This window comes from Kitasatospora sp. NPDC056531, assembly GCF_042794375.1.
GTDB lineage: Bacteria > Actinomycetota > Actinomycetes > Streptomycetales > Streptomycetaceae > Kitasatospora.
The window spans coordinates 1-21044 of record NZ_JBHTTU010000048.1; the positions used below are offsets into that span (position 1 = coordinate 1).

Consider the following 21044-nt stretch of genomic DNA (forward strand, 5'->3'; position numbering starts at 1 on the left):
GCCCGGATCTGATCGACGGATGCCTCACCCAAGCCGGACTGATCATGGATGGCTGACCCCGGCCAGCCCCCGACACCACTCATTCAATTTCAGTAATCGCCAGACATGGCCCAGGGCCCGGCCCGCTACGAGCGCACGGCCCGTACCGCCCAGTCCAGCGCCGGCGCCGAACTCTCCGGCGCCGCCCACCCGTTGACCACCGCGAGCAGCGTCAGGTAGCGCTCCCGCCGTGGATCCGCCATGGCCCGCAGCCGCTCCAGCAGCCGGGCGCGCACCGGACGGCCCGCCCCGGCGACGCCCGGCAGCCCGGCGTACCGCTCCAGCAGCCCGGCGACCACCCCGGCCGCCTCCGCCGACTCCGGCGCCACCCCCGCCGCGACCGCCCGTCCGGCCGACTCCCGTACCAGCACGGCCAGTCCGGGCCTGGGCGGGCCGCCCGCACCGCACTCCGCCGCCTCGTCCGCCGCCAGGCCACGCAGCAGCTCCCGGAACCCCGCGTCCCCGGCCAGCCGCGCCAACTCCACCCACGCCTCGACCTGTTCGACCGAGGCGTCCTCCGGCAGCTCCGGCGTCAGCGACCGGGCCACCCCTTCGAAACGACCGTCCGGGCCGAACACCTCGGCCAGGAACTCCCCGACCAGGCGCCGCCGTTCCTCCCCCGTCAACCGGGCCAGCTGGTGCACGAGCGTCAACTCCTCCGTGGTGGACCCGTGCCCCGCCACCGCCCCCAGTACCGCCCGCCGCAGCCGCAGCACCCGGATCTGGACGTCCAGCGCCTCGGCGTGCGCCGCCGCGACATCGGACAGCGCGAGCTCGCGCGCCAGCACCCGCCGGATCACCGGCAGTCCGAGCCCGAGCTCGCGCAGGGTGCGGACCAGATCCAGGCGGGCGACGGCGTCCGCGCCGTACCGCCGGTGGCCGGCCGGGTTGCGGTCGGCCGGCGACACGATCCCCTGGTCCGAGTAGAAGCGGACGGTCTTCACCGTCAGCCCGGTCCGCCGGGCCAGCTCGCCGATCGTGAAGAGCGCGGGGAGCGCGTCACCGTTCATGGCCACCACCCTGGCGCCTCCCCCTACGGGAGATGCAAGCCGCCGCGACCGCCCCTCAGGCCGTCCGCCGCAGCAGCGCCAGGTACATCGCGTCCGTCCCGTGCAGGTGCGGCCACAGCTGGACGTCCGGCCCGTCCCCGAGCGCCGGGACACCGGGCAGCAGCGGCCGCGCGTCGATCCACTCGACCCGGCCGCCCTCGTCGCGCAGCACGTCGTCCACCACCGCGCGGGTCTCCGCCAGGTGCGGCGAGCAGGTCGCGTAGCCGACCACCCCGCCGATCCGGGTGGCCTCGATCGCGGAGCGCAGCAGGTCCCGCTGCAGCGGCCCGAAGGCCGCGACATCGGCCGGCCGGCGCCGCCAGCGCGCCTCGGGACGGCGGCGCAGCGCGCCCAGGCCGGAGCACGGCACGTCCACCAGCACCCGGTCGAAGCCGCCGGAGCGCCAGGCCGGGCGCGTCCCGTCCGCCGCGATCACCGTGTACGGGCCGGGGTTGCCCTCCAGCGCCCGCGCCACCAGCCGGGCCCGGTGCGGCTGCTTCTCGCTCGCGACCAGGGCCGCGCCCCGCTCGGCAGCCAGCGCGCCGAGCAGCGCGGCCTTGCCACCCGGCCCGGCGCAGCCGTCCAGCCAGAGCCGGTCCGGGCCCTCCACCGGTGCCGAGGCCAGCGCCAGCGCCACCAGCTGGCTGCCCTCGTCCTGCACGCCGGCCCGGTTCTCCCGGACGGCGGTCAGCGCGCCCGGGTCGCCGCCCTCGGCGAGCCGCAGCGCGTACGGGGACCAGCGGCCCGGCTCGGCCTCGGGCAGCGCGTCGGCCAGCTCGCCGACGGTGGCCCGGCCGGGGCGGGCGACCAGGGTGACCTCGGGCCGCTCGTTGTCGGCCCGCAGCAGCTCCTCCACGGCGGTGCGCCCGGAGGCGTCCGGCTGCCAGCGGCCGAGCGAGTCCCAGAGCGCGGAGACGACCCACCGCGGGTGCGAGTGCACGACGGCGAGGTGGTCCTCGGCGTCCTGGTCGTACGGCGGGGCGACCTGCTCGATCCAGGTGTCCAGGTCGTGGGCGCTGATCCGGCGCAGCACGGCGTTGACGAACTTGGCCTTGCCGTCGCCGAGCACCACCCGGGCCAGCTCGACGGTCGCCGAGACGGCCGCGTGGCTGGGGATGCGGGTGGTGAGCAGCTGGTGGGCCCCGAGCGAGAGCACGTCCAGCACCGGCGGGTCGACCTTGCTCAGCGGCCGGTCGATGCAGGCCGCGATGATCGCGTCGTAGGTGCCCTGCAGGCGCAGGGTGCCGTAGACGAGCTCGGTGGCGAGGGCGGCGTCGCGCCGGTCCATGCCCTTCTGCTCGGCCTCGCGGAGCAGGGAGGGCAGGATCAGGTTGGCGTACGCGTCGCGCTCGTCGACGGCGCGCAGCGCGCGGAACGCGACGATCCGGGCCGGGTCCTTCTTCGGTCGGCGGTGCGGGCGGGGGGCGCGCTTGGCGCTGGGAGTGGTCACAGGTGCCTCAAGGTGCTGCGGTGGTTATCAGAAGATCTCGAACGAACAGTAACGCCAAACCCGACGGTCAGCCCTCGGAGCGGCCGGCCGGGACGCCGAGCCGCTCCCCCGCCTCCAGCCGCGCCCCGCGCGCCCAGTCGGCCGCCCGCATCTCCTTCTTCCCCTGCGGACGCACCTCCCCGAGCTCCAGGTCGTGGCTCCCGGTGCCGACCCGCACGCTGTTCTTGCCGACCATCGCGAGCTCGCCCGGCGCCAGTTCGGCCGACTCCGGCAGCAGCTTGACCGGCCCGGTGACCTTCAGCCGCTCGCCCCGGAACTCCGTCCACGCCCCCGGCGCGGGCGCGCAGCCGCGCACCACCCGGTCGATCCGCAGCGCGGGGTGGTTCCAGTCGATCCGCGCGTCCTCGACGGTGATCTTCGGCGCGAGCGTGACGCCCTCGGCCGGCTGCGGCACGGCGTGCAGCGAGCCGTCCTCGATGCCGTCCATGGTGGCCGCGAGCAGCCGCGCGCCGGAGACCGACAGCCGGGTGAGCAGTTCACCGCTGGTGTCGCTCGGGCGGATCTCCTCGGTGATCACGCCGTAGACCGGTCCGGAGTCGAGGCCCTGCTCGATCAGGAAGGTGGAGGCGCCGGTGACCTCGTCGCCGGCCAGCACCGAGTGCTGCACCGGGGCCGCGCCGCGCCAGGCGGGCAGCAGCGAGAAGTGCAGGTTGACCCAGCCGTGCTTGGGGATCTCCAGGGTGCCGGGCCGCAGCAGCGCGCCGTAGGCGACCACCGGGCAGCAGTCGGGGGCGAGTTCGGTGAGCCGGGCGACGAACTCCGGGTCGCTGGGCTTCGCCGGCTTGAGGACCTCGATCCCGGCCTCCTCGGCGCGCTGGGCGACGGGGCTGGCGACCAGCTTGCGGCCACGCCCGGCCGGGGCGTCGGGGCGGGTGACCACCGCGACGACCTCGTGCCGGTCGGAGGCGAGCAGCGCCTCCAGGGCGGGGACGGCGACCTCGGGGGTGCCGGCGAACACGAGACGCATCAAGTGCCTTTCTGTAAAAGGAAGTTCAGGAAGCCGGCAAGATCAGCGGGCAGTGCCGAAGGTGCTGTGCGGCGAGACCTTGACGACCGGCGCCGGCCCGCCGCCCCAGTCCGTCTCCCGGATCGCCTTCAGGGCGGCCTTGCGCTGCTCCCGGTCGAGCCGGTCGATGAAGATGATGCCGTCCAGGTGGTCGGTCTCGTGCTGGATGCACCGGGCGAGCAGCTGGGTGCCCTCCAGCGTGACCGGGTCGCCGTACATGTTGAAGCCCTTGGCCACCACGCCGTACGCCCGCTTGGTGTCGTAGCGCAGACCGGGCAGCGAGAGGCAGCCCTCGGGGCCGTCCTGCTCCTCCTCGCTCAGCGACAGGTCCGGGTTGATCAGGTGCCCGGTGACGCCGTCCACGTGGTACGTGAACACCCGAAGCGAGACGCCGAGTTGGGGCGCGGCGAGGCCGGCGCCGGGGGCCTCCAGCATGGTGTCGGTGAGATCGCGGACCAGGTTGCGCAATTCCTTGTCGAACGTGGTCACCGGCTGGGCGGTGGCCCGCAGGACGGGGTCTCCGAAGAGACGGATCGGCTGGATCGCCACGGGGTACGGGCTCCTGTCCGTAAGGGCACGGGCTACGGGCAACGACTGGTTCACCGCAAGTCTATGCAACCCTCCCGGGGGACCTGTCGGGCCGTCCTGGGACAACCGCGCCGGTATCCGGCATATCCCGAGTCTGCCGAGCCGCGTTACCCCGGCCCCCGCTTCGGCGTTGGTCAAGAGAGATTGACCGGGGCCGGGCGCACGGGACACCGCGCCCCGGCCGAGCTGAACCGTACGGAAGGTGGCACGTAAGCCATGGCCGAGCAGATCAACCACGACGCCCGGGCGAGGGCGAGCCTGCACCTGCTGGTGCGGGACATCGAGCGGGTGAGGCGCCAGGTCGACGCGCTGCGGACGCTCACCGCCCAGCTGGGCAACGTCTACCGACCGCGCCGCCCCAGCACCTCGGCCGGCTTCGTGGTGTACGGACGCGCGCCCGCGCCGACCGTGCGCCTGGCCCAGGAGCTGCGGGAGAGCGTGGAGACCCTGGTCGCGGCGGCGGTCGAGTTCGACCGGGCGCTGGGCTTCTCCTGGGACTCGGTGGGCTCCGCCCTCGGGGTCACCAAGCAGGCCGTGCACCGCCGATACGGCATGCGCCGCCCGACCAGTGAGCTCCTCGCCGCCAGCGGCGCCGTCCCGGGCCCGAGCCGCCCGGACCGCTCCGAGGACCTGTCCGCCCCCGCCGAACGCGGCGGCCTGGCCACCACCGTCCCCGCCGCCCGCCAGGGCGGCCTGGACCGCACCGCCCTGGACCGCGCCCCGATCGAGCGCACCCCCGTCGACCGCACGCCCATCGACCGCACCCCCGTCGAGCGCGGCAGCAGCATCGACCGCCCGCAGGCCGACCGCACCGGCATCCCCCTGCGCGGCTGACCGGGCCCCGCACCCCCGGGCCACCCGGGGCGGGGTGGCCCACTCACCCCGCCCCACCGGCCTGGCCGGCGCTACCCGATGTCCGTCGGATCCACCCGCACCCGTACCGGCTCCGCCGTCCGCAGCGCGATCCGGGCGATCTGCGCCGCCTTGAGCGCCGCCGCCAGCGCGGCCCCCTGCCCGGGCGCCACCCGCAGCAGCGCTCGCTCCTGCTCCTCCCCCCGCAGGGCTGGCACCGGCACCGGCCCGAGCACATCCGCCCCCTCCGGCAGCCGGATCAGGTTCAGCAGGTCGGCGACCGCCGCCGGGCTGCCGCTCACCGAGGCCATCCGCGACACCGGCGGGAAGTGCAGCTGCGCCCGCTCGTCCCGCTCCAGCCCGGCGTGCCCCAGCGGGTCCCACCGCACCAGCGCCTGCACCGGACGGGCCGACGGCTCGGCGACCACCACCACCGTCCCGCCCTCCGTCGAGGGCCGGGCCAGTGCCGCCGCCGCCAGCCAGAGCCGCAGCGTCTCCTCCCCGGCCCGCAGGTCCGGTCGGCTCAGCAGCGCCCAGCCGTCCAGCAGCAGCACGGCCCCGTACCCGGAACCGCCCTCGACCACCGGCTCGGCGCCCGGCGTGGAGATCACCAGTGAGGGCTCGTCCGGCACGGTGGCCAGCACCGCCTCCCGCCCCGAGGTCCGCACCGGGATCCGCGGGAACGCCTTGCCCAGCTCCTCCGCCGTACGGCGGGCACCGACCACCTGCGCCCGCAGCCGGAAGGAGCCGCACTCCGGGCAGTGCCAGTCGCCCTCCGCCTCCCCGCACCAACCGCACTGCAGGGAGGCGTCCGCCGAGGGCGCCTCCAACGGCCCCTCGCACCGCCGACAGCGCGCGGGGGTGCGGCAGCGCCCGCAGGCCAGCCGGGGCACGTAGCCGCGCCGGGGCACCTGGATGAGCACCGGATGCCCGGCCGCCAGCGACTCCCGGGCGGCCTCCCAGGCCACCGAGGGCAGCCGGGCGGCCTGTGCGGCGGCGTCCCGGTGCTGGTCCTGGTCGGTCACGGTGCGCACCCTCGGCGCGACCTGCCGCACCGTCTCCCGGTCCGCGACCAGCGGCCGCGCCCAGCCGGTGCTGACCAGCTGCGCGCCCTCCACGGTCACCGCGTGCCCGCCGAGCAGCACCGCCGCGCCCTCCTCGGCCGCGCGCAGCAGCGCGACCTCGCGGACGTGCGGGTGCGGGGCGCGCGGGTCGCTGTGGCTGCCGTCGCCGTCGGACCAGACCACCACCAGCCCGAGGTCGCGCACCGGCGCGAACATCGTGGCCCGGGTGCCGATCGCGGCGTGCACCGAGCCACGGCTGACCGCGAGCCAGCGCCGGTAGCGCTCGCGCGGGCCGAGCTCGGCCTCCAACGCCATGTGCATCCCGGGCCCGAGCAGCTCGGTGAGCGCCTGGTCCACCCGGGCCACCGACCGCCGGTCCGGCAGCACCACCAGCGCGCCGCGCCCGCCCGCCAGGGTCGCCGCCACCGCGCGGGCGATCTCGTACGGCCAGCCGGGCCCCGGCAGCGCCGCCCACACCGCGCGCGGCGAACCGCCGCCGGCCAGCGAGGACAGGAAGTCGGGGCCGGCCGGGTAGCGCTGCCAGCCGCCCGGCGCCGGGGGCTGGGGGCGCGCCAGCGGCGGCGGCGAGGGCTCGGCCTCGGCCTTGGCGTGTCGGGGCGGCACGGCAAGTTGCAGCACGTCGGCCAGCGTCCCGGCGTAGCGGTCGGCGACGGTGCGGCACAGCCGCAGCAGCTGCGGGGAGAGCACCGGCTCGGGCGAGAGCACCTGGGCGAGCGGCGCGAGCGGACCGGCGAAGTCGCTCTTCTCCAGCCGGGCGACGATGAACCCGTCGTGCAGCTCCCCGCCCTCGCGCTGGCCCTTGACCACCCGGGCCCCGAAGCGCACCCGCACCCGGACGCCCGGCCGGGCCTCCTCGGCCATGGTGGCCGGGACCTCGTAGTCGAAGAGCTTGTCGATGGTGAGCACGCCCTTGTCCACCACGACCCGGGCCACCGGCAGGTGCTCGGCCCGCTTGGCACCCTTCCACGTCCGGGGTTTGGCCCGCTTGACCGTCTCCCGGATGAACGCCAGCTGCTCCGGCTCGGCGGCCCCGTTCTCCCCTGTGCTGCTCATCGCTCCCAAGTACTACCAGGTCACACCGACACGACGCACAAAGCGGGGCCCCCCCCGCACCGGGGTGGGCGCCGCTTCAAGACCCGGGACGTCAGTCCTGGACGGCAGCCTTCAGGGCATCCACCCGGTCGGTGCGCTCCCAGGTGAAGTCCGCCAGCTCGCGGCCGAAGTGGCCGTAGGCGGCGGTCTGGGCGTAGATGGGCCGCAGCAGGTCCAGGTCGCGGATGATGGCGGCCGGACGCAGGTCGAAGACCTCGGAGACGGCCTTCTGGATGTCCAGCACCGGCACGGTCTCGGTGCCGAAGGTCTCGACGAACAGGCCGACGGGCTCGGCCTTGCCGATCGCGTACGCGACCTGCACCTCGGCACGGCGGGCGAGACCCGCGGCGACGATGTTCTTGGCGACCCAGCGCATCGCGTAGGCGGCAGAGCGGTCCACCTTGGACGGGTCCTTGCCGGAGAAGGCGCCGCCGCCGTGGCGGGCCATGCCGCCGTAGGTGTCGATGATGATCTTGCGGCCGGTCAGGCCGGCGTCGCCCATCGGGCCGCCGATCTCGAAGCGGCCGGTCGGGTTGACCAGCAGGCGGTAACCGTCGGTGACCAGCTTGATGCCCTGGTCGGCCAGCGCCTTCAGCTCCGGCTCCACGACGAACTCGCGGATGTCCGGGGTGAGCAGCGACTCCAGGTCGATGTCACTGGCGTGCTGGGTCGAGACGACCACGGTGTCGAGGCGGACGGCCTTGTCGCCGTCGTACTCGATGGTGACCTGGGTCTTGCCGTCGGGGCGCAGGTACGGGATGGTCCCGTTCTTGCGGACCTCGGTCAGACGGCGGGAGAGCCGGTGCGCCAGGGTGATCGGCAGCGGCATCAGCTCGGGCGTCTCGTCGGACGCGTAGCCGAACATCAGGCCCTGGTCGCCGGCACCCTGCTTGTCCAGGTCGTCCTCATCGCCCTCGACCCGGGCCTCGTACGCGGTGTCGACGCCCTGCGCGATGTCGGGCGACTGGGCACCGATGGACACCGAGACGCCGCAGGAGGCGCCGTCGAAGCCCTTCTTGGAGCTGTCGTAGCCGATCTCCAGGATCTTTTCCCGGACGAGCTGGGCGATCGGCGCGTACGCCTTGGTCGTCACCTCGCCGGCCACGTGCACCTGACCGGTGGTGATGAGCGTCTCCACGGCGACCCGGGAGGTCGGGTCCTCCCGGAGGAGAGCGTCAAGGATCGTGTCGCTGATCTGGTCAGCGATCTTGTCGGGGTGTCCCTCGGTCACGGACTCCGAGGTGAACAGGCGGCGAGACACAGCGCTCCCTGGGGTTGCAGCGGCTGCTGACTGAAGGCCCCCGGCGAACCGGGGACATCCGGAAAGACTTGATTCCTGGAGTGTAACGGCCTGGTTCCGTCGAACGTGACCCAGTTCCAAAAATCAAGACCGCTTCTGAACGCTACTCGATCAGTTCCCAACCGATTCGAGACGCTTCGCGACCAGGTCCCAGACCACGTCCGCCAAGGCCTCCTTCGGGCCCACCGGGATCGGCGTCTCACTGCCGTCCGAGCCCAGTACGACGGCCTCGTTGACGTCCGTCCCGAAAGCCTTGCCGTTGCCCACCTCGTTGACGACCAGCAGGTCACAGCCCTTGCGGGCGAGCTTGGCGCGGCCGTTGGCGAGCACGTCGTCGGTCTCCGCCGCGAAACCCACGACCAGTTGGCCCGAACGGGGGCGGTGGGCCGACAGCTCGGCCAGGACGTCCGGGTTGCGGACGAGGGCGACCGGCGCCGGTTCGACCCCCTCGACCTTCTTGATCTTGCCGGTGGCGTACTCGGCGGGCCGGAAGTCCGCCACGGCCGCGGCCATCACCACGGCGTCCGCGTCCTCGGCCGCCTTCAGCACCGCCTCGCGCAGCTCCAGGGCCGTCCCGACGTGCACCACGTCCACCCCGGCCGGGTCGGGCAGCTCGGCGTTGGCCGAGACCAAGGTCACCCGGGCGCCGCGCGCCGCAGCGGTGACGGCGAGCGCGTAGCCCTGCTTGCCGGAGGAGCGGTTGCCCAGGTAGCGCACCGGGTCCAGCGGCTCCCGGGTGCCGCCGGCCGAGACCACCACGTGGCGACCGGCCAGGTCGGTCGGCACCGCCCCGCCGCGGCGCAGCACGGCCCGGCAGGCGTCGAAGATCGCGGACGGCTCGGGCAGCCGGCCCTTGCCGGTGTCCTTGCCGGTCAGCCGCCCGACGGCCGGCTCCAGCACGATCACGCCCCGGCGGCGCAGGGTGGCGACGTTGTCCCGGGTGGCGGGGTGCTCCCACATCTCGGTGTGCATGGCGGGCGCCAGCACGACCGGGCAGCGGGCGGTGAGCAGGGTGTTGGTCAGCAGGTCGTCGGCGAGCCCGTGGGCGGCCTTGGCGATCAGGTCGGCGGTGGCGGGGGCGACCACCACCACCTCGGCCTGCTGCCCGATCCGCACGTGCGGCACCTCGTGCACGCGCTCCCAGGTCTCGGTGGCGGCCGGGCGGCCGGACAGCGCGGCCCAGGTGGCCTCGCCGACGAAGTGCAGCGCCGCGGCGGTCGGCACCACGGTGACCTGGTGGCCGGACTCGGCGAACCGGCGCAGCAGCTCGCAGGCCTTGTAGGCGGCGATCCCGCCGCTGACGCCGAGGACGACGCGAGGAGCGTCCGCGTCCGCGTTCGCGCTCATGTACCGACGACCTTTCTCAGGATCTGGAACCCGCCCACCCTACGACCCCTCAGTTGCCACCCGCACGGTGCCCCACCCCACAGCGCCCGCCCCCCGGCGCAGACGCCGAAGGGCCCGGCGGAAACGATTCCGCCGGGCCCTTCGGGAAAGGGACGGGACTGCCTCAGGCAGCCTCGATCGCCTCGGCGGTCAGCATGCCCGCGTTGATCTCGCGCAGCGCGATCGACAGCGGCTTCTCGTGCACGTGGGTGTCGACCAGCGGGCCGACGTACTCCAGCAGGCCCTCGCCGAGCTGGGAGTAGTACGCGTTGATCTGGCGCGCGCGCTTGGCGGCGTAGATCACGAGGCTGTACTTCGAGTCGGTGGCCTCAAGCAGCTCGTCGATCGGCGGGTTGATGATGCCCTCGGGCGCGGTCATGGAAGAGGACACGCTAAAACCTTCCGAAAGGGTGGAAAAGACAGACAGGTCAGGCTACACCGAGCAAGGCTAGCAGTTCGGCCGCTACCTGCTCGACGGAGGTGTTGACGAGAGTCGTGTCGAACTCGGGCTCGGCCGCGAGCTCGACCGTGGCCGCCTCCAGTCGCTTCTCGATCACGTCCTGCGGCTCGGTGCCCCGGCCGGTCAGCCGGCGGACCAGCTCGTCCCAGCTCGGCGGAGCCAGGAAGACCAGCTGGGCCTCCGGCATCGACTCGCGCACCTGACGGGCACCCTGCAGATCGATCTCCAGCAGGACGGGCTCGCCGCGCTCCAGCTTCTCCAGCACCGCCGCGCGCGGGGTGCCGTAGCGGTTCCCGGCGAACTCGGCCCACTCCAGCAGCTCACCGTTGGCGATCAGCTTGTCGAACTCGTCGTTGTCGACGAAGTGGTACTGGACCCCGTTCTTCTCGCCCGGCCTCGGGTGGCGGGTCGTCGCCGACACCGAGAGCCAGACCTCGGGGTACATCTTCCTCATATGAGCGACGACCGTGCTCTTGCCGACCCCCGAAGGGCCGGAGAGCACGGTCAGCCGCGGACGCTCACTCATGCACCGATTATCCCGGATCGCGGACGATCCCGGGACCACGGGGGCACGGTCAGGCGGCGCCACCGCCGAACTCCCGCTCCAGGGAGGCGATCTGGTTCGTGCCGAGGCCGCGGACCCGCCGGCTCTCGCTGATGCCGAGGCGCTCCATGATCTGCTTGGCACGGACCTTGCCGACGCCCGGAAGGGACTCGAGCAGGGCCGACACCTTCATCTTGCCGATGACGTCGTTGTCATTCTTGCCGGCCTTGATCACCTCGTGCAGGGAGGCGCCGGAGTGCTTGAGCCGGTTCTTGACCTCGGCGCGCTCCCGGCGAGCCTCGGCGGCCTTGGCGAGCGCGGCGGTGCGCTGTTCAGGGGTAAGGGGCGGAAGAGCCACGCCGTTCACCTCAGGGTGTGGAAGGAAGGGATTGAGCTATGACTGGTTCGGTACTGAGGACACCGTCCGCAATTGGAGCCCAATGGGGAACCACAGGGCCCTGACCTGCGGGAGCTACAGGTTTCGCAACTCGCCGATGACCTATCGCCGGACACTACCCGCATTGCGGCGCCACGTCAGGAAAAGAACACGAAAAGTCCTGGTCAGCCAAGGCCGACCAGGACTTTCCGGGGCAAAATGACCGTGATTGCGAAACTTTGACGGGGTCGATGTGACGGCGCTCACGTGAACTCCGGTGCCGCCCCGCCGTCCTGCGGACACTGCGGACGGTCACCGTCCGGCTACCCGGCGAACGGCTCCCGCCACGCACCGGCCACCGTCCGCTACTTGACGGCGTCCGCGAACTCGCCCACGAAGCGGTCCGCCGCGTCCCGCAGCGCGGCCACCGAGGGGCCGTGCTTGAGCACGTCCCGGCTGACGCTCGGCACCACGTTGATCACCGAGGCGCCGAACACCCGCGGCAGGTCCGCCATCGTCGCGCCCTGGGCGCCGATCCCGGGGGCCAGCAGCGGGCCGTTGATGGCCAGTTCCACGCCCGCGTCGGCCAGCGTCGCGCCGACCACCGCGCCGAAGGAGCCCAGCGGCGCGGCGCCCGCGTTCTCGGCCGCCAGCTGCCGCAGCACCGCCGCCGCGACCGGCTCGCCGTCCGCACCGACCGCGCGCTGCACCTCGGCGCCCTCCGGGTTGGAGGTGAGCGCCAGCGCGAACACGCCGCAGCCCTGCTCCCGGGCCAGGTCCAGGGCCGGGCGCAGCGAGCCGAAGCCCAGGTACGGGCTGACCGTCACGGCGTCCGAGAACAGCGGGCTGGCGGGCGACAGGAAGGCCTCCGCGTAGGCGGCCATGGTGGAGCCGATGTCGCCGCGCTTGGCGTCCATCAGGACCAGCGCACCGGCCGCCCGGGCCTCCTCGACGCTCTTCTCCAGCACCGCGACGCCCTTGCTGCCGAAGCGCTCGAAGAAGGCGGCCTGCGGCTTGAGCACGGCCACCCGGTCGGCCAGCGCCTCGACCACGGTGCGGCTGAAGGTCTCCAGCCCGGCGAGGTCGTCGCCGAGCCCCCAGGCGGCGAGCAGGGAGGCGTGCGGGTCGATGCCGACGCAGAGCTGGCCGCGGGCGTCGAGGGCCTGGCGCAGCCGGGCGCCGAACGGGGCGAGGGTCATGTCGTCCTTTCCAGACTTTCCAGAACCGATCGGGCCGGAACCGATGAAGGGGGTCACGAGCTGCGGACGGCGCTGCCGACGGCCGCCGCGAGGTCGCGGAATCCTGCCGCGCGGACCCGGGCGGAGAGGCCCTTGTGGATCCTGCGGCACCAGAACGGGCCCTCGTAGATGAAGGCGCTGTAGCCCTGGACCAGGTCGGCGCCGTGGATGATCCGCTGCCAGGCGTCCTCGGCGGTCTCCACCCCGCCCACCGAGACCAGCGTCAGCCGGCCCTCGGTGCGGGCGCGAAGCCGCTGCAGCACCTCCAGGGCGCGGGCCTTGAGCGGGGCGCCGGACAGGCCGCCCATGCCGATCTCCGCGACCCGCTGGGCGTCGGCCCGCAGGCCCTCGCGGCCGATCGTGGTGTTGGTGGCGATGATGCCGTCCAGGCCCAACTCCAGGGCGAGGTCGGCGACCTCGTCGATGTCCTCGTCGGCCAGGTCGGGGGCGATCTTGACCAGCAGCGGCACGCGGTGCGCGGCGGTGCGGTCGGCGGCCTCGCGGACGGCGGCCAGCAGCGGGCGCAGGTGGTCGACGGCCTGCAGGTTGCGCAGCCCGGGGGTGTTCGGGGAGCTGACGTTGACCACCAGGTAGTCGGCGTACTTGGCCAGCCGCTCGGTGGACTTGACGTAGTCGGCGACGGCGTCGGCCTCCTCGACCACCTTGGTCTTGCCGATGTTGACGCCGATCACCGGGGTGGAGCTGGTGTGCGGGCGGGCGGCCAGCCGGGCGGCGACCCGGGCCGAGCCCTGGTTGTTGAAGCCCATCCGGTTGATCAGCGCGCGGTCCTCGACCAGGCGGAACAGCCGGGGCGCCGGGTTGCCGGGCTGGGGCTCACCGGTGATGGTGCCGATCTCGACGTAGTCGAAGCCGAGCATCGCCAGGCCGTCGATGCCGACGCCGTTCTTGTCGAAGCCGGCCGCGAGCCCGAACGGGCCGGGCAGGTCGAGGCCGAGGGCCCTGGTGTGCAGTGCCCGGTCACGCGGGGCGAGGACCAGCCGCACCAGGGTGCGCAACCCGGGCACCGAGGAGGCGAGCCGGATCCAGAAGAAGGCGAGGTGGTGCGCCTTCTCGGGGTCCATCTTCTTGAAGACGAGGTCGAACAGAAGCTTGTACAAGTGGGTCAACTCCACGATCACAGACCGGACTTGGGCATACGAGTGGGGGGCACCAAACTGGCTCCGGTGCCCCCCACTGCGGTGGTGCTACTTGCGGCCGGCGTTGATCAGCTCGGCGTGCTCCTGGAGCGACATCACCCCGACCTCGTCGCGCAACTGCGCGTCCATGCCCTGGACGGCCGCGCCCATCGCCTGGACGGTGGTCAGGCACGGGACCCCGCGCGAGACGGCCGCCGTGCGGATCTCGTAGCCGTCGAGGCGACCGCCGGTGCCGTACGGCGTGTTGATGATGAGGTCGACCTCGCCGTCGTGGATCAGCTGGACGATGGTCTTCTCGCCGTTCGGGCCCTCGCCCTCGCTGTGCTTGCGCACCAGCGTGGACGGGATGCCGCCGCGCTGGAGCACCTCGGCGGTGCCGGCGGTGGCGAGCACCTCGAAGCCGAGGCCGACCAGCGCCCGGGCCGGGAAGACCAGGTTGCGCTTGTCGCGGTTGGCGACCGAGACGAAGACCTTGCCCTTGGTCGGCAGCGCGCCGTACGCGCCGGACTGGGCCTTGGCGTAGGCGGTGCCGAAGACCTTGTCGATGCCCATGACCTCACCGGTCGAGCGCATCTCCGGGCCGAGCACGGTGTCCACCCCGCGGCCGTGGATGTCGCGGAAGCGGCTCCACGGCATCACGGCCTCCTTGACCGAGATCGGGCAGTCGGCGGGCAGCGTGCCGCCGTCGCCCTCGGCCGGGAGCAGGCCCTCGGCGCGCAGCTCGGCGATGGTGGCGCCGAGCGAGATCCGGGCGGCGGCCTTGGCCAGCGGCACCGCGGTCGCCTTGGAGGTGAACGGGACGGTACGGGAGGCGCGCGGGTTGGCCTCCAGCACGTAGAGGATGTCCCCGGCCAGCGCGAACTGGATGTTGATCAGGCCGCGGACGCCGACACCGCGCGCGATGGCCTCGGTGGAGGTGCGCAGGCGCTTGATGTCGTAGCCGCCGAGGGTGATCGGGGGCAGCGCGCAGGCGGAGTCGCCGGAGTGGATGCCGGCCTCCTCGATGTGCTCCATGACGCCGCCGAGGTAGAGCTCGGTGCCGTCGTAGAGCGCGTCGACGTCGATCTCCACCGCGTCGTCCAGGAAGCGGTCGATCAGCACCGGGTGCTCGGAGATCAGACCGGCGTGCCGCTCCAGGTAGGAGGCGAGCGAGGCCTCGTCGTAGACGATCTCCATGCCGCGACCGCCGAGCACGTAGGACGGGCGGGCCAGGACGGGGTAGCCGATCTCGTCCGCGATCGCCTTGGCCTCCGCGAAGGAGAAGGCGGTGCCGTGCTTGGGGGCGGGCAGCCCGGCGTCGCGCAGCACGCGGCCGAAGGCGCCGCGCTCCTCGGCGAGGTCGATCGCCTCGGGCTGGGTGCCGACGATCGGCACGCCGTTGTCCTTGAGCGCCTGGGCCAGGCCGAGCGGGGTCTGGCCGCCGAGCTGGACGATCACACCGGCCAGCGGGCCGGCCTGCTGCTCGGCGTGGACGATCTCCAGCACGTCCTCCAGGGTGAGCGGCTCGAAGTAGAGCCGGTCGGAGGTGTCGTAGTCGGTGGAGACGGTCTCCGGGTTGCAGTTGACCATCACGGTCTCGTACCCGGCGTCGGCCAGCGCGAAGGAGGCGTGGACGCAGGAGTAGTCGAACTCGATGCCCTGGCCGATGCGGTTCGGGCCGGAGCCGAGGATGATCACGGCCGGCTTGGTGCGCGGGGCGACCTCGTTCTCCTCGTCGTAGGACGAGTAGAAGTACGGGGTCTTGGCGGCGAACTCGGCGGCGCAGGTGTCGACGGTCTTGAACACCGGGCGGATGCCGAGCGCGTGGCGCACCTCGCGGACCACGTCGGAGCGCAGGCCGTGGATCTCGCCGATCTGCTGGTCGGAGAAGCCGTGCCGCTTGGCGTGGCGCAGCAGCTCGGGGGTGAGCTCGGCGGCCTCGGCCAGCTCGCCGGCGATCTCGTCGAGCAGGAAGAGCTGGTCGACGAACCACGGGTCGATCTTGGTGGACTCGAACACCTCCTCCGGGGTGGCGCCGGCCCGGATGGCGTCCATCACGGTGTTGATCCGGCCGTCGGTCGGCACGGCGGCCTTGACCAGCAGCTCCGCCTTGTCGCCGACCGGGGTGATCCAGCTGAACTGGGAGCCCTTCTTCTCCAGCGAGCGCAGCGCCTTCTGCAGCGCCTCGGGGAAGTTGCGGCCGAGGGCCATGCCCTCGCCGACGGACTTCATGGTGGTGGTCAGCGTCGCGTCGGCGCTCGGGAACTTCTCGAACGCGAACCGCGGCACCTTGACCACGACGTAGTCGAGGGTCGGCTCGAAGGAGGCCGGGGTCTCCTCGGTGATGTCGTTGGGGATCTCGTCCAGCGTGTAGCCGACGGCCAGCTTGGCGGCGATCTTGGCGATCGGGAAGCCGGTGGCCTTGGAGGCGAGCGCCGAGGAGCGGGAGACGCGCGGGTTCATCTCGATGACGATGACCCGGCCGTCGACGGGGTTGACGGCGAACTGGATGTTGCAGCCGCCGGTGTCGACGCCGACCTCGCGGATGACGGCGATGCCGACGTCGCGCAGGATCTGGTACTCGCGGTCGGTGAGGGTCATCGCCGGGGCGACGGTGATCGAGTCACCGGTGTGCACGCCCATCGGGTCGAAGTTCTCGATGGAGCAGACGACCACGACGTTGTCGTTCCGGTCGCGCATCAGCTCCAGCTCGTACTCCTTCCAGCCGAGGATGGACTCCTCCAGGAGCACCTCGGTGGTCGGCGAGAGGGCCAGGCCCTGACCGGCGATGCGGCGCAGGTCCTCCTCGTTGTGGGCGAAGCCGGAGCCGGCGCCGCCCATGGTGAAGGAGGGGCGCACCACGACCGGGTAGCCGCCGAGCGTGTCGACGCCGGCCAGCACCTCGTCCATGGTGTGGCAGATGACCGAGCGGGCGGACTCGCCGTGGCCGATCTTGGCGTTGACGGCCTCGACGACGCCCTTGAACAGGTCGCGGTCCTCGCCCTTGTTGATCGCCTCGACGTCGGCGCCGATCAGCTCGACACCGTACTTCTCCAGCGTGCCCGCCTTGTGCAGCGAGATCGCGGTGTTCAGCGCGGTCTGGCCGCCCAGGGTCGGCAGCAGCGCGTCGGGGCGCTCCTTGGCGATGATCTTCTCGACGAACTCCGGGGTGATCGGCTCGACGTAGGTGGCGTCGGCGATCTCCGGGTCGGTCATGATCGTGGCCGGGTTGGAGTTGACCAGCACGACCCGCAGGCCCTCGGCCTTGAGAACGCGGCAGGCCTGCGTGCCCGAGTAGTCGAACTCCGCAGCCTGGCCGATGACGATCGGGCCGGAGCCGATCACCAGGACGGACTTGATGTCAGTGCGCTTAGGCACGCTGGCCCTCCATGAGCTTCACGAAGCGGTCGAACAGGTAGGCGGCGTCGTGCGGGCCGGCGGCCGCTTCGGGGTGGTACTGCACGCTGAAGGCGGGCACGTCGAGCGCCTGCAGGCCCTCGACCACGTCGTCGTTGAGGCAGACGTGGGAGACCTCGACCCGCCCGTAGGGGGTGTCGCTCACCTTGTCCAGCGGCGCGTTCACGGCGAAGCCGTGGTTGTGGGCGGTCACCTCGACCTTGCCGGTGGTGCGGTCCTGCACCGGCTGGTTGATGCCGCGGTGGCCGTACTTGAGCTTGTAGGTGCCGAAGCCCAGGGCGCGGCCGAGGATCTGGTTGCCGAAGCAGATCCCGAAGAACGGGGTCTTGCGCTCCAACACGCCCTGCGCGACGGCGACCTGGTGGTCGGCGGTGGCCGGGTCGCCCGGGCCGTTGGAGAAGAAGACGCCGTCCGGGTTGACGGCGTAGACGTCCTCCAGGGTGGAGTTGGCCGGCAGCACGTGCACCTCGATGCCGCGCTCGGCCATCCGCTGCGGGGTCATCGCCTTGATGCCGAGGTCCAGCGCGGCGACGGTGAACCGCTTCTCACCGATCGCGGGCACGATGTACGGCTCGGTGGTGGCCACCTCGGCGCACAGGTCGGCGCCCTTCATCTCCGGCGACTTCTGCACCCGGGCGAGCAGGGCGGCCGGGTCGGCCAGCGCCTCGCCGGAGAAGATGCCGCAGCGCATCGCGCCGCGCTCGCGCAGGTGGCGGGTCAGCGCGCGGGTGTCGATGCCGCTGATGCCGACGATGCCCTGGCGGACCAGCTCGTCGTCCAGCGAGCGGCGGGAGCGCCAGTTGGACGCCACCCGGGAGGGGTCGCGCACGATGTAGCCGGCGACCCAGATCTGCTGGGACTCGTCGTCCTCGTCGTTCCAGCCGGTGTTGCCGATCTGCGGAGCGGTCATCGCGACCACCTGGCGGTGGTACGACGGGTCGGTCAGGGTCTCCTGGTAGCCGGACATGCCGGTGTTGAAGACCGCCTCGCCGAAGGTCTCGCCGACGGCGCCGTAGGCCTGGCCGCGGAAGGCCCGGCCGTCCTCCAGGACGAGCACGGCCGGGATGCGCTCCCGCCGTTGGCGCTGCGTGGTGGGGGCAGGTGCGGTCATTGCGCGGCCTCTTCCGTCTTCTTCGTCTTCGTACGTGTTGCGAGCTGGGTGATCGCCTCGACCCAGGCGGTGTGCTCATCGGGGTGGTCGGCCCGGAAACCGGAGTCCAGCTCGGTGCCCTCGTGCGTCCAGGTGACGACGAGCAGCCCGGAGGGGACCACCTTGCCGGCGATCCCGGAGTCCGTCCGGGCACCCGACAGGAACTCGGCCGGGATCCAGAAGTCCACGTCGCCGGGGCGCTGCACCAGCAGGCCGTCCTCGCCGAGGGTGAGGTCGGCGCGGCTGCGGGTGCCCAGGCCGTGCGCGACGACCCGGTCGAGCCAGTTCTCGGCGGTGGTGGTGCCGTGGTACCGGCCGCTGGTCTCCAGGATCGTCCGGCCGGCGCGGGCCGGCACGGCGGGCAGCGGCGGGATGCCGGACTGCAGGGTGCGCCGCCAGTTCCAGCCCTGGCGCATCAGCCAGTAGACCAGGCCGATGATGATCAGCAGTCCGATGGTCCAGCCGATGTACCCGGGCCAGTTGGTGACCTTCGCCTGCTCCTTGGCGAGCAGGATCGTCGCGCTGGTCACGCCGGGCCGCCCTGCTCGGCCAGCTCACCGGCCAGCACGGTGGCGCGACCGCGCAGGAAGGTGGCGTGCACCCGTCCGGGCAGGTCCATGCCCTTGTAGGGGGTGTTGCGGCTGCGGGTGGCGAAGCTGTCCGGGTTCACGACACCACGGTACGCGGGATCGAACAGCACCAGGTTGGCGGGCTCACCAGCCGAGATCGGCCGGCCGTGCCCGGTGAGACGGCCGATCCGGGCCGGGCGGTGCGACATCCGGTCCGCGACGCCCTCCCAGTTCAGCAGACCGGTGTCGACCATGGTCTGCTGGACGACCGACAGCGCGGTCTCCAGGCCGACCATGCCCATCGCGGCCACGGCCCACTCGCAGTCCTTGTCCTCGGCCGGGTGCGGCGCGTGGTCGGTGGCGACGGCGTCGATGGTGCCGTCGGCGAGCGCCTCGCGCAGCGCCTGGACGTCCTCGGCGGTGCGCAGCGGCGGGTTCACCTTGTACACCGGGTCGTAGGAGCGGACCAGCTCGTCGGTGAGCAGCAGGTGGTGGGGGGTGACCTCGGCGGTGACGTCCCAGCCCTTGGCCTTGGCCCAGCGAACGATCTCGACCGAGCCGGCCGTGGAGAGGTGGCAGACGTGCAGCCGGGAGCCGACGTGCGCGGCGAGCAACACGTCGCGGGCGATGATCGACTCCTCGGCGACGGCCGGCCAGCCGCCGAGCCCGAGCTCGCCGGAGACCTGGCCCTCGTTCATCTGGGCGCCCTCGGTCAGCCGCGGCTCCTGGGCGTGCTGGGCGACGACGCCGTCGAAGGCCTTGACGTACTCCAGGGCGCGGCGCATCAGCACCGCGTCGTCCACGCACTTGCCGTCGTCCGAGAAGACCCGGACGGAGGCGGCGGACTCGTGCATCGCGCCCAGCTCGGCGAGCTTCTTGCCCTCCAGGCCGACGGTGACGGCGCCGACCGGCTGGACGTCGCAGTAGCCGGCCTCCTGGCCGAGCCGCCAGACCTGCTCGACCACGCCAGCGCTGTCGGCGACCGGGGTGGTGTTGGCCATCGCGTGCACGGCCGTGAAGCCGCCCATCGCGGCGGCCTGGGTGCCGGTGAGCACGGTCTCGGCGTCCTCGCGGCCGGGCTCGCGCAGGTGGGTGTGCAGGTCGACCAGGCCGGGCAGGGCGATCATGCCGGTGGCGTCGATCTCGATGTCCGCCTCGACCGCCAGGCCGGTGCCGATCGCCTTGATGACACCGTCGGCGAGGTGGAGGTCCTGCGGGGCGCCGCCCAGGATCTTGGCGTTGCGGATCAGGTAGCTGGTCACTGAGCGGTCTCCACGGAGTCGGTGCGGGGGGCGGCGGCAGCGTCGGCCAGGGTGACGCCACCGAGCAGCAGGTAGAGGACGGCCATCCGGACGGAGACGCCGTTGGCGACCTGCTCGACCACGGTGCAGCGCGGCGAGTCGGCAACCTCGGCGGTGATCTCCATGCCGCGGACCATCGGGCCGGGGTGCATCACGATGGCGTGCTCGGGCAGCTGGGCCATCCGGATGCCGTTCATGCCGTAGCGGCGGCTGTACTCGCGCTCGGTCGGGAAGAACGCGGCGTTCATCCGCTCGCGCTGCACCCGCAGCATCATCAGCGCGTCGGTCTTGGGCAGCACGCTGTCGAGGTCGTAGCTGATCTCGCAGGGCCAGTTCTGGATGCCGATCGGCAGCAGGGTCGGCGGGGCGACGAAGGTGACCTGGGCACCGAGGGTGGTCAGCAGGTGCACGTTGGAGCGGGCGACCCGGCTGTGCAGGACGTCGCCGACGATGGTCACCCGGCGTCCGGCGAGGTCCCTGCCCAGCCCGGCGTTGAGGTGGCGGCGCATGGTGAACGCGTCGAGCAGCGCCTGGGTGGGGTGCTCGTGGGTGCCGTCACCGGCGTTGATCACGCTGCCGTGCAGCCAGTCGGACTGGGCCAGCCTGGCCGGCGCGCCCGAGGCGTGGTGCCGGATGACGACCGCGTCGGCGCCCATCGCCTGCAGGGTCAGCGCGGTGTCCTTGAGGCTCTCGCCCTTGGAGACCGAGGAGCCCTTGGCGGAGAAGTTGATGACGTCGGCGGAGAGCCGCTTCTCGGCGACCTCGAAGGAGGTCTTGGTGCGGGTGGAGTCCTCGAAGAAGAGGTTGACGACGGTGCGGCCGCGCAGCGTGGGGAGCTTCTTGACGGCCCGACCGGAGAGCTGGGCCAGCTCCTCGGCGGTGTCCAGGATCAGCAGCGCGTCGTCGCGGCTGAGATCGGCGGCGGAGACGAGGTGGCGCTTCACGC

At 72.6% G+C, this 21044-nt stretch carries 18 protein-coding genes; 1 reads left to right on the forward strand and 17 read right to left on the reverse strand.

Going from position 1 to position 21044, the window contains the following annotated elements; translation table 11 throughout:
* Positions 1-125: 125 nt before the first annotated feature.
* The 4 genes from ACFQ87_RS30300 to def form a co-directional block, all read right to left on the reverse strand.
* Complete coding sequence (locus tag ACFQ87_RS30300) at positions 126-1049, reverse strand: MerR family transcriptional regulator (protein WP_380614047.1); 924 nt, start codon at positions 1047-1049, stop codon at positions 126-128.
* A gap of 55 nt (positions 1050-1104) precedes the next feature.
* Complete coding sequence (locus ACFQ87_RS30305; RefSeq protein ID WP_380614048.1) at positions 1105-2538, reverse strand: RsmB/NOP family class I SAM-dependent RNA methyltransferase; 1434 nt, start codon at positions 2536-2538, stop codon at positions 1105-1107.
* Between the two features lie 67 nt (positions 2539-2605).
* Complete coding sequence (fmt, locus tag ACFQ87_RS30310) at positions 2606-3565, reverse strand: methionyl-tRNA formyltransferase (protein WP_380614049.1); 960 nt, start codon at positions 3563-3565, stop codon at positions 2606-2608.
* A 42-nt stretch (positions 3566-3607) separates the two neighbouring features.
* Positions 3608-4153 carry a peptide deformylase gene (def, locus tag ACFQ87_RS30315; RefSeq protein WP_380614050.1) on the reverse strand — a complete coding sequence of 182 codons (546 nt, stop codon included), beginning with the start codon at positions 4151-4153 and terminating at the stop codon, positions 3608-3610.
* Positions 4154-4408: 255 nt separating this feature from the next.
* Between def and ACFQ87_RS30320 the strand changes: the two genes are divergently transcribed.
* Positions 4409-5026, forward strand: coding sequence for a hypothetical protein (locus tag ACFQ87_RS30320; protein ID WP_380614051.1), 618 nt, complete (start codon positions 4409-4411; stop codon positions 5024-5026).
* A gap of 71 nt (positions 5027-5097) precedes the next feature.
* On the opposite strand, the gene ACFQ87_RS30325 is transcribed toward ACFQ87_RS30320, so the two are convergent.
* The 13 genes from ACFQ87_RS30325 to ACFQ87_RS30385 form a co-directional block, all read right to left on the reverse strand.
* Positions 5098-7182 carry a primosomal protein N' gene (locus tag ACFQ87_RS30325; protein WP_380614052.1) on the reverse strand — a complete coding sequence of 695 codons (2085 nt, stop codon included), beginning with the start codon at positions 7180-7182 and terminating at the stop codon, positions 5098-5100.
* 91 nt (positions 7183-7273) lie between these two features.
* Positions 7274-8482, reverse strand: coding sequence for a methionine adenosyltransferase (gene metK / locus ACFQ87_RS30330; RefSeq protein WP_380614053.1), 1209 nt, complete (start codon positions 8480-8482; stop codon positions 7274-7276).
* A 150-nt stretch (positions 8483-8632) separates the two neighbouring features.
* Complete coding sequence (coaBC, locus tag ACFQ87_RS30335; protein WP_380614054.1) at positions 8633-9868, reverse strand: bifunctional phosphopantothenoylcysteine decarboxylase/phosphopantothenate--cysteine ligase CoaBC; 1236 nt, start codon at positions 9866-9868, stop codon at positions 8633-8635.
* Positions 9869-10031: 163 nt separating this feature from the next.
* A complete protein-coding gene (rpoZ, locus tag ACFQ87_RS30340) occupies positions 10032-10298 on the reverse strand; it encodes a DNA-directed RNA polymerase subunit omega (protein ID WP_030240625.1) in 267 nt (88 codons plus the stop codon).
* A 37-nt stretch (positions 10299-10335) separates the two neighbouring features.
* Complete coding sequence (gene gmk, locus ACFQ87_RS30345; protein ID WP_380614055.1) at positions 10336-10893, reverse strand: guanylate kinase; 558 nt, start codon at positions 10891-10893, stop codon at positions 10336-10338.
* 49 nt (positions 10894-10942) lie between these two features.
* Entirely contained in the window at positions 10943-11269 is a 327-nt protein-coding gene (mihF, locus tag ACFQ87_RS30350) for an integration host factor, actinobacterial type (RefSeq protein ID WP_030290269.1), read from the reverse strand.
* Between the two features lie 383 nt (positions 11270-11652).
* Entirely contained in the window at positions 11653-12486 is an 834-nt protein-coding gene (pyrF, locus tag ACFQ87_RS30355; RefSeq protein WP_380614056.1) for an orotidine-5'-phosphate decarboxylase, read from the reverse strand.
* Between the two features lie 53 nt (positions 12487-12539).
* Complete coding sequence (locus tag ACFQ87_RS30360) at positions 12540-13643, reverse strand: quinone-dependent dihydroorotate dehydrogenase (protein ID WP_380614057.1); 1104 nt, start codon at positions 13641-13643, stop codon at positions 12540-12542.
* A gap of 87 nt (positions 13644-13730) precedes the next feature.
* Positions 13731-17039, reverse strand: a complete 3309-nt coding sequence (carB, locus tag ACFQ87_RS30365) for a carbamoyl-phosphate synthase large subunit (protein WP_380614058.1) — start codon at positions 17037-17039, stop codon at positions 13731-13733.
* Complete coding sequence (carA, locus tag ACFQ87_RS30370; protein WP_380614059.1) at positions 17032-18189, reverse strand: glutamine-hydrolyzing carbamoyl-phosphate synthase small subunit; 1158 nt, start codon at positions 18187-18189, stop codon at positions 17032-17034. The genes carB and carA overlap by 8 nt, the downstream gene beginning before the upstream one ends.
* The gene (locus ACFQ87_RS30375) at positions 18186-18758 is read right to left on the reverse strand and encodes a hypothetical protein (protein ID WP_380614060.1); all 573 of its coding nucleotides are present in this window, start codon (positions 18756-18758) and stop codon (positions 18186-18188) included. Before ACFQ87_RS30375 ends, carA begins: the two co-directional genes overlap by 4 nt.
* A complete protein-coding gene (locus tag ACFQ87_RS30380) occupies positions 18755-20059 on the reverse strand; it encodes a dihydroorotase (protein WP_380614061.1) in 1305 nt (434 codons plus the stop codon). The genes ACFQ87_RS30375 and ACFQ87_RS30380 overlap by 4 nt, the downstream gene beginning before the upstream one ends.
* A complete protein-coding gene (locus ACFQ87_RS30385) occupies positions 20056-21042 on the reverse strand; it encodes an aspartate carbamoyltransferase catalytic subunit (RefSeq protein ID WP_380614062.1) in 987 nt (328 codons plus the stop codon). Before ACFQ87_RS30385 ends, ACFQ87_RS30380 begins: the two co-directional genes overlap by 4 nt.
* Positions 21043-21044 lie beyond the last annotated feature (2 nt).

Coding starts and splice junctions, on each gene's coding strand:
- gmk (WP_380614055.1), bottom strand. CDS start 10,893: ATGAGTGAGCGTCCGCGGCTGACCGTGCTCTCCGGCCCTTCGGGGGTC.
- ACFQ87_RS30300 (WP_380614047.1), bottom strand. CDS start 1,049: ATGAACGGTGACGCGCTCCCCGCGCTCTTCACGATCGGCGAGCTGGCC.
- ACFQ87_RS30320 (WP_380614051.1), top strand. CDS start 4,409: ATGGCCGAGCAGATCAACCACGACGCCCGGGCGAGGGCGAGCCTGCAC.
- ACFQ87_RS30325 (WP_380614052.1), bottom strand. CDS start 7,182: ATGAGCAGCACAGGGGAGAACGGGGCCGCCGAGCCGGAGCAGCTGGCG.
- carA (WP_380614059.1), bottom strand. CDS start 18,189: ATGACCGCACCTGCCCCCACCACGCAGCGCCAACGGCGGGAGCGCATC.
- coaBC (WP_380614054.1), bottom strand. CDS start 9,868: ATGAGCGCGAACGCGGACGCGGACGCTCCTCGCGTCGTCCTCGGCGTC.
- pyrF (WP_380614056.1), bottom strand. CDS start 12,486: ATGACCCTCGCCCCGTTCGGCGCCCGGCTGCGCCAGGCCCTCGACGCC.
- fmt (WP_380614049.1), bottom strand. CDS start 3,565: ATGCGTCTCGTGTTCGCCGGCACCCCCGAGGTCGCCGTCCCCGCCCTG.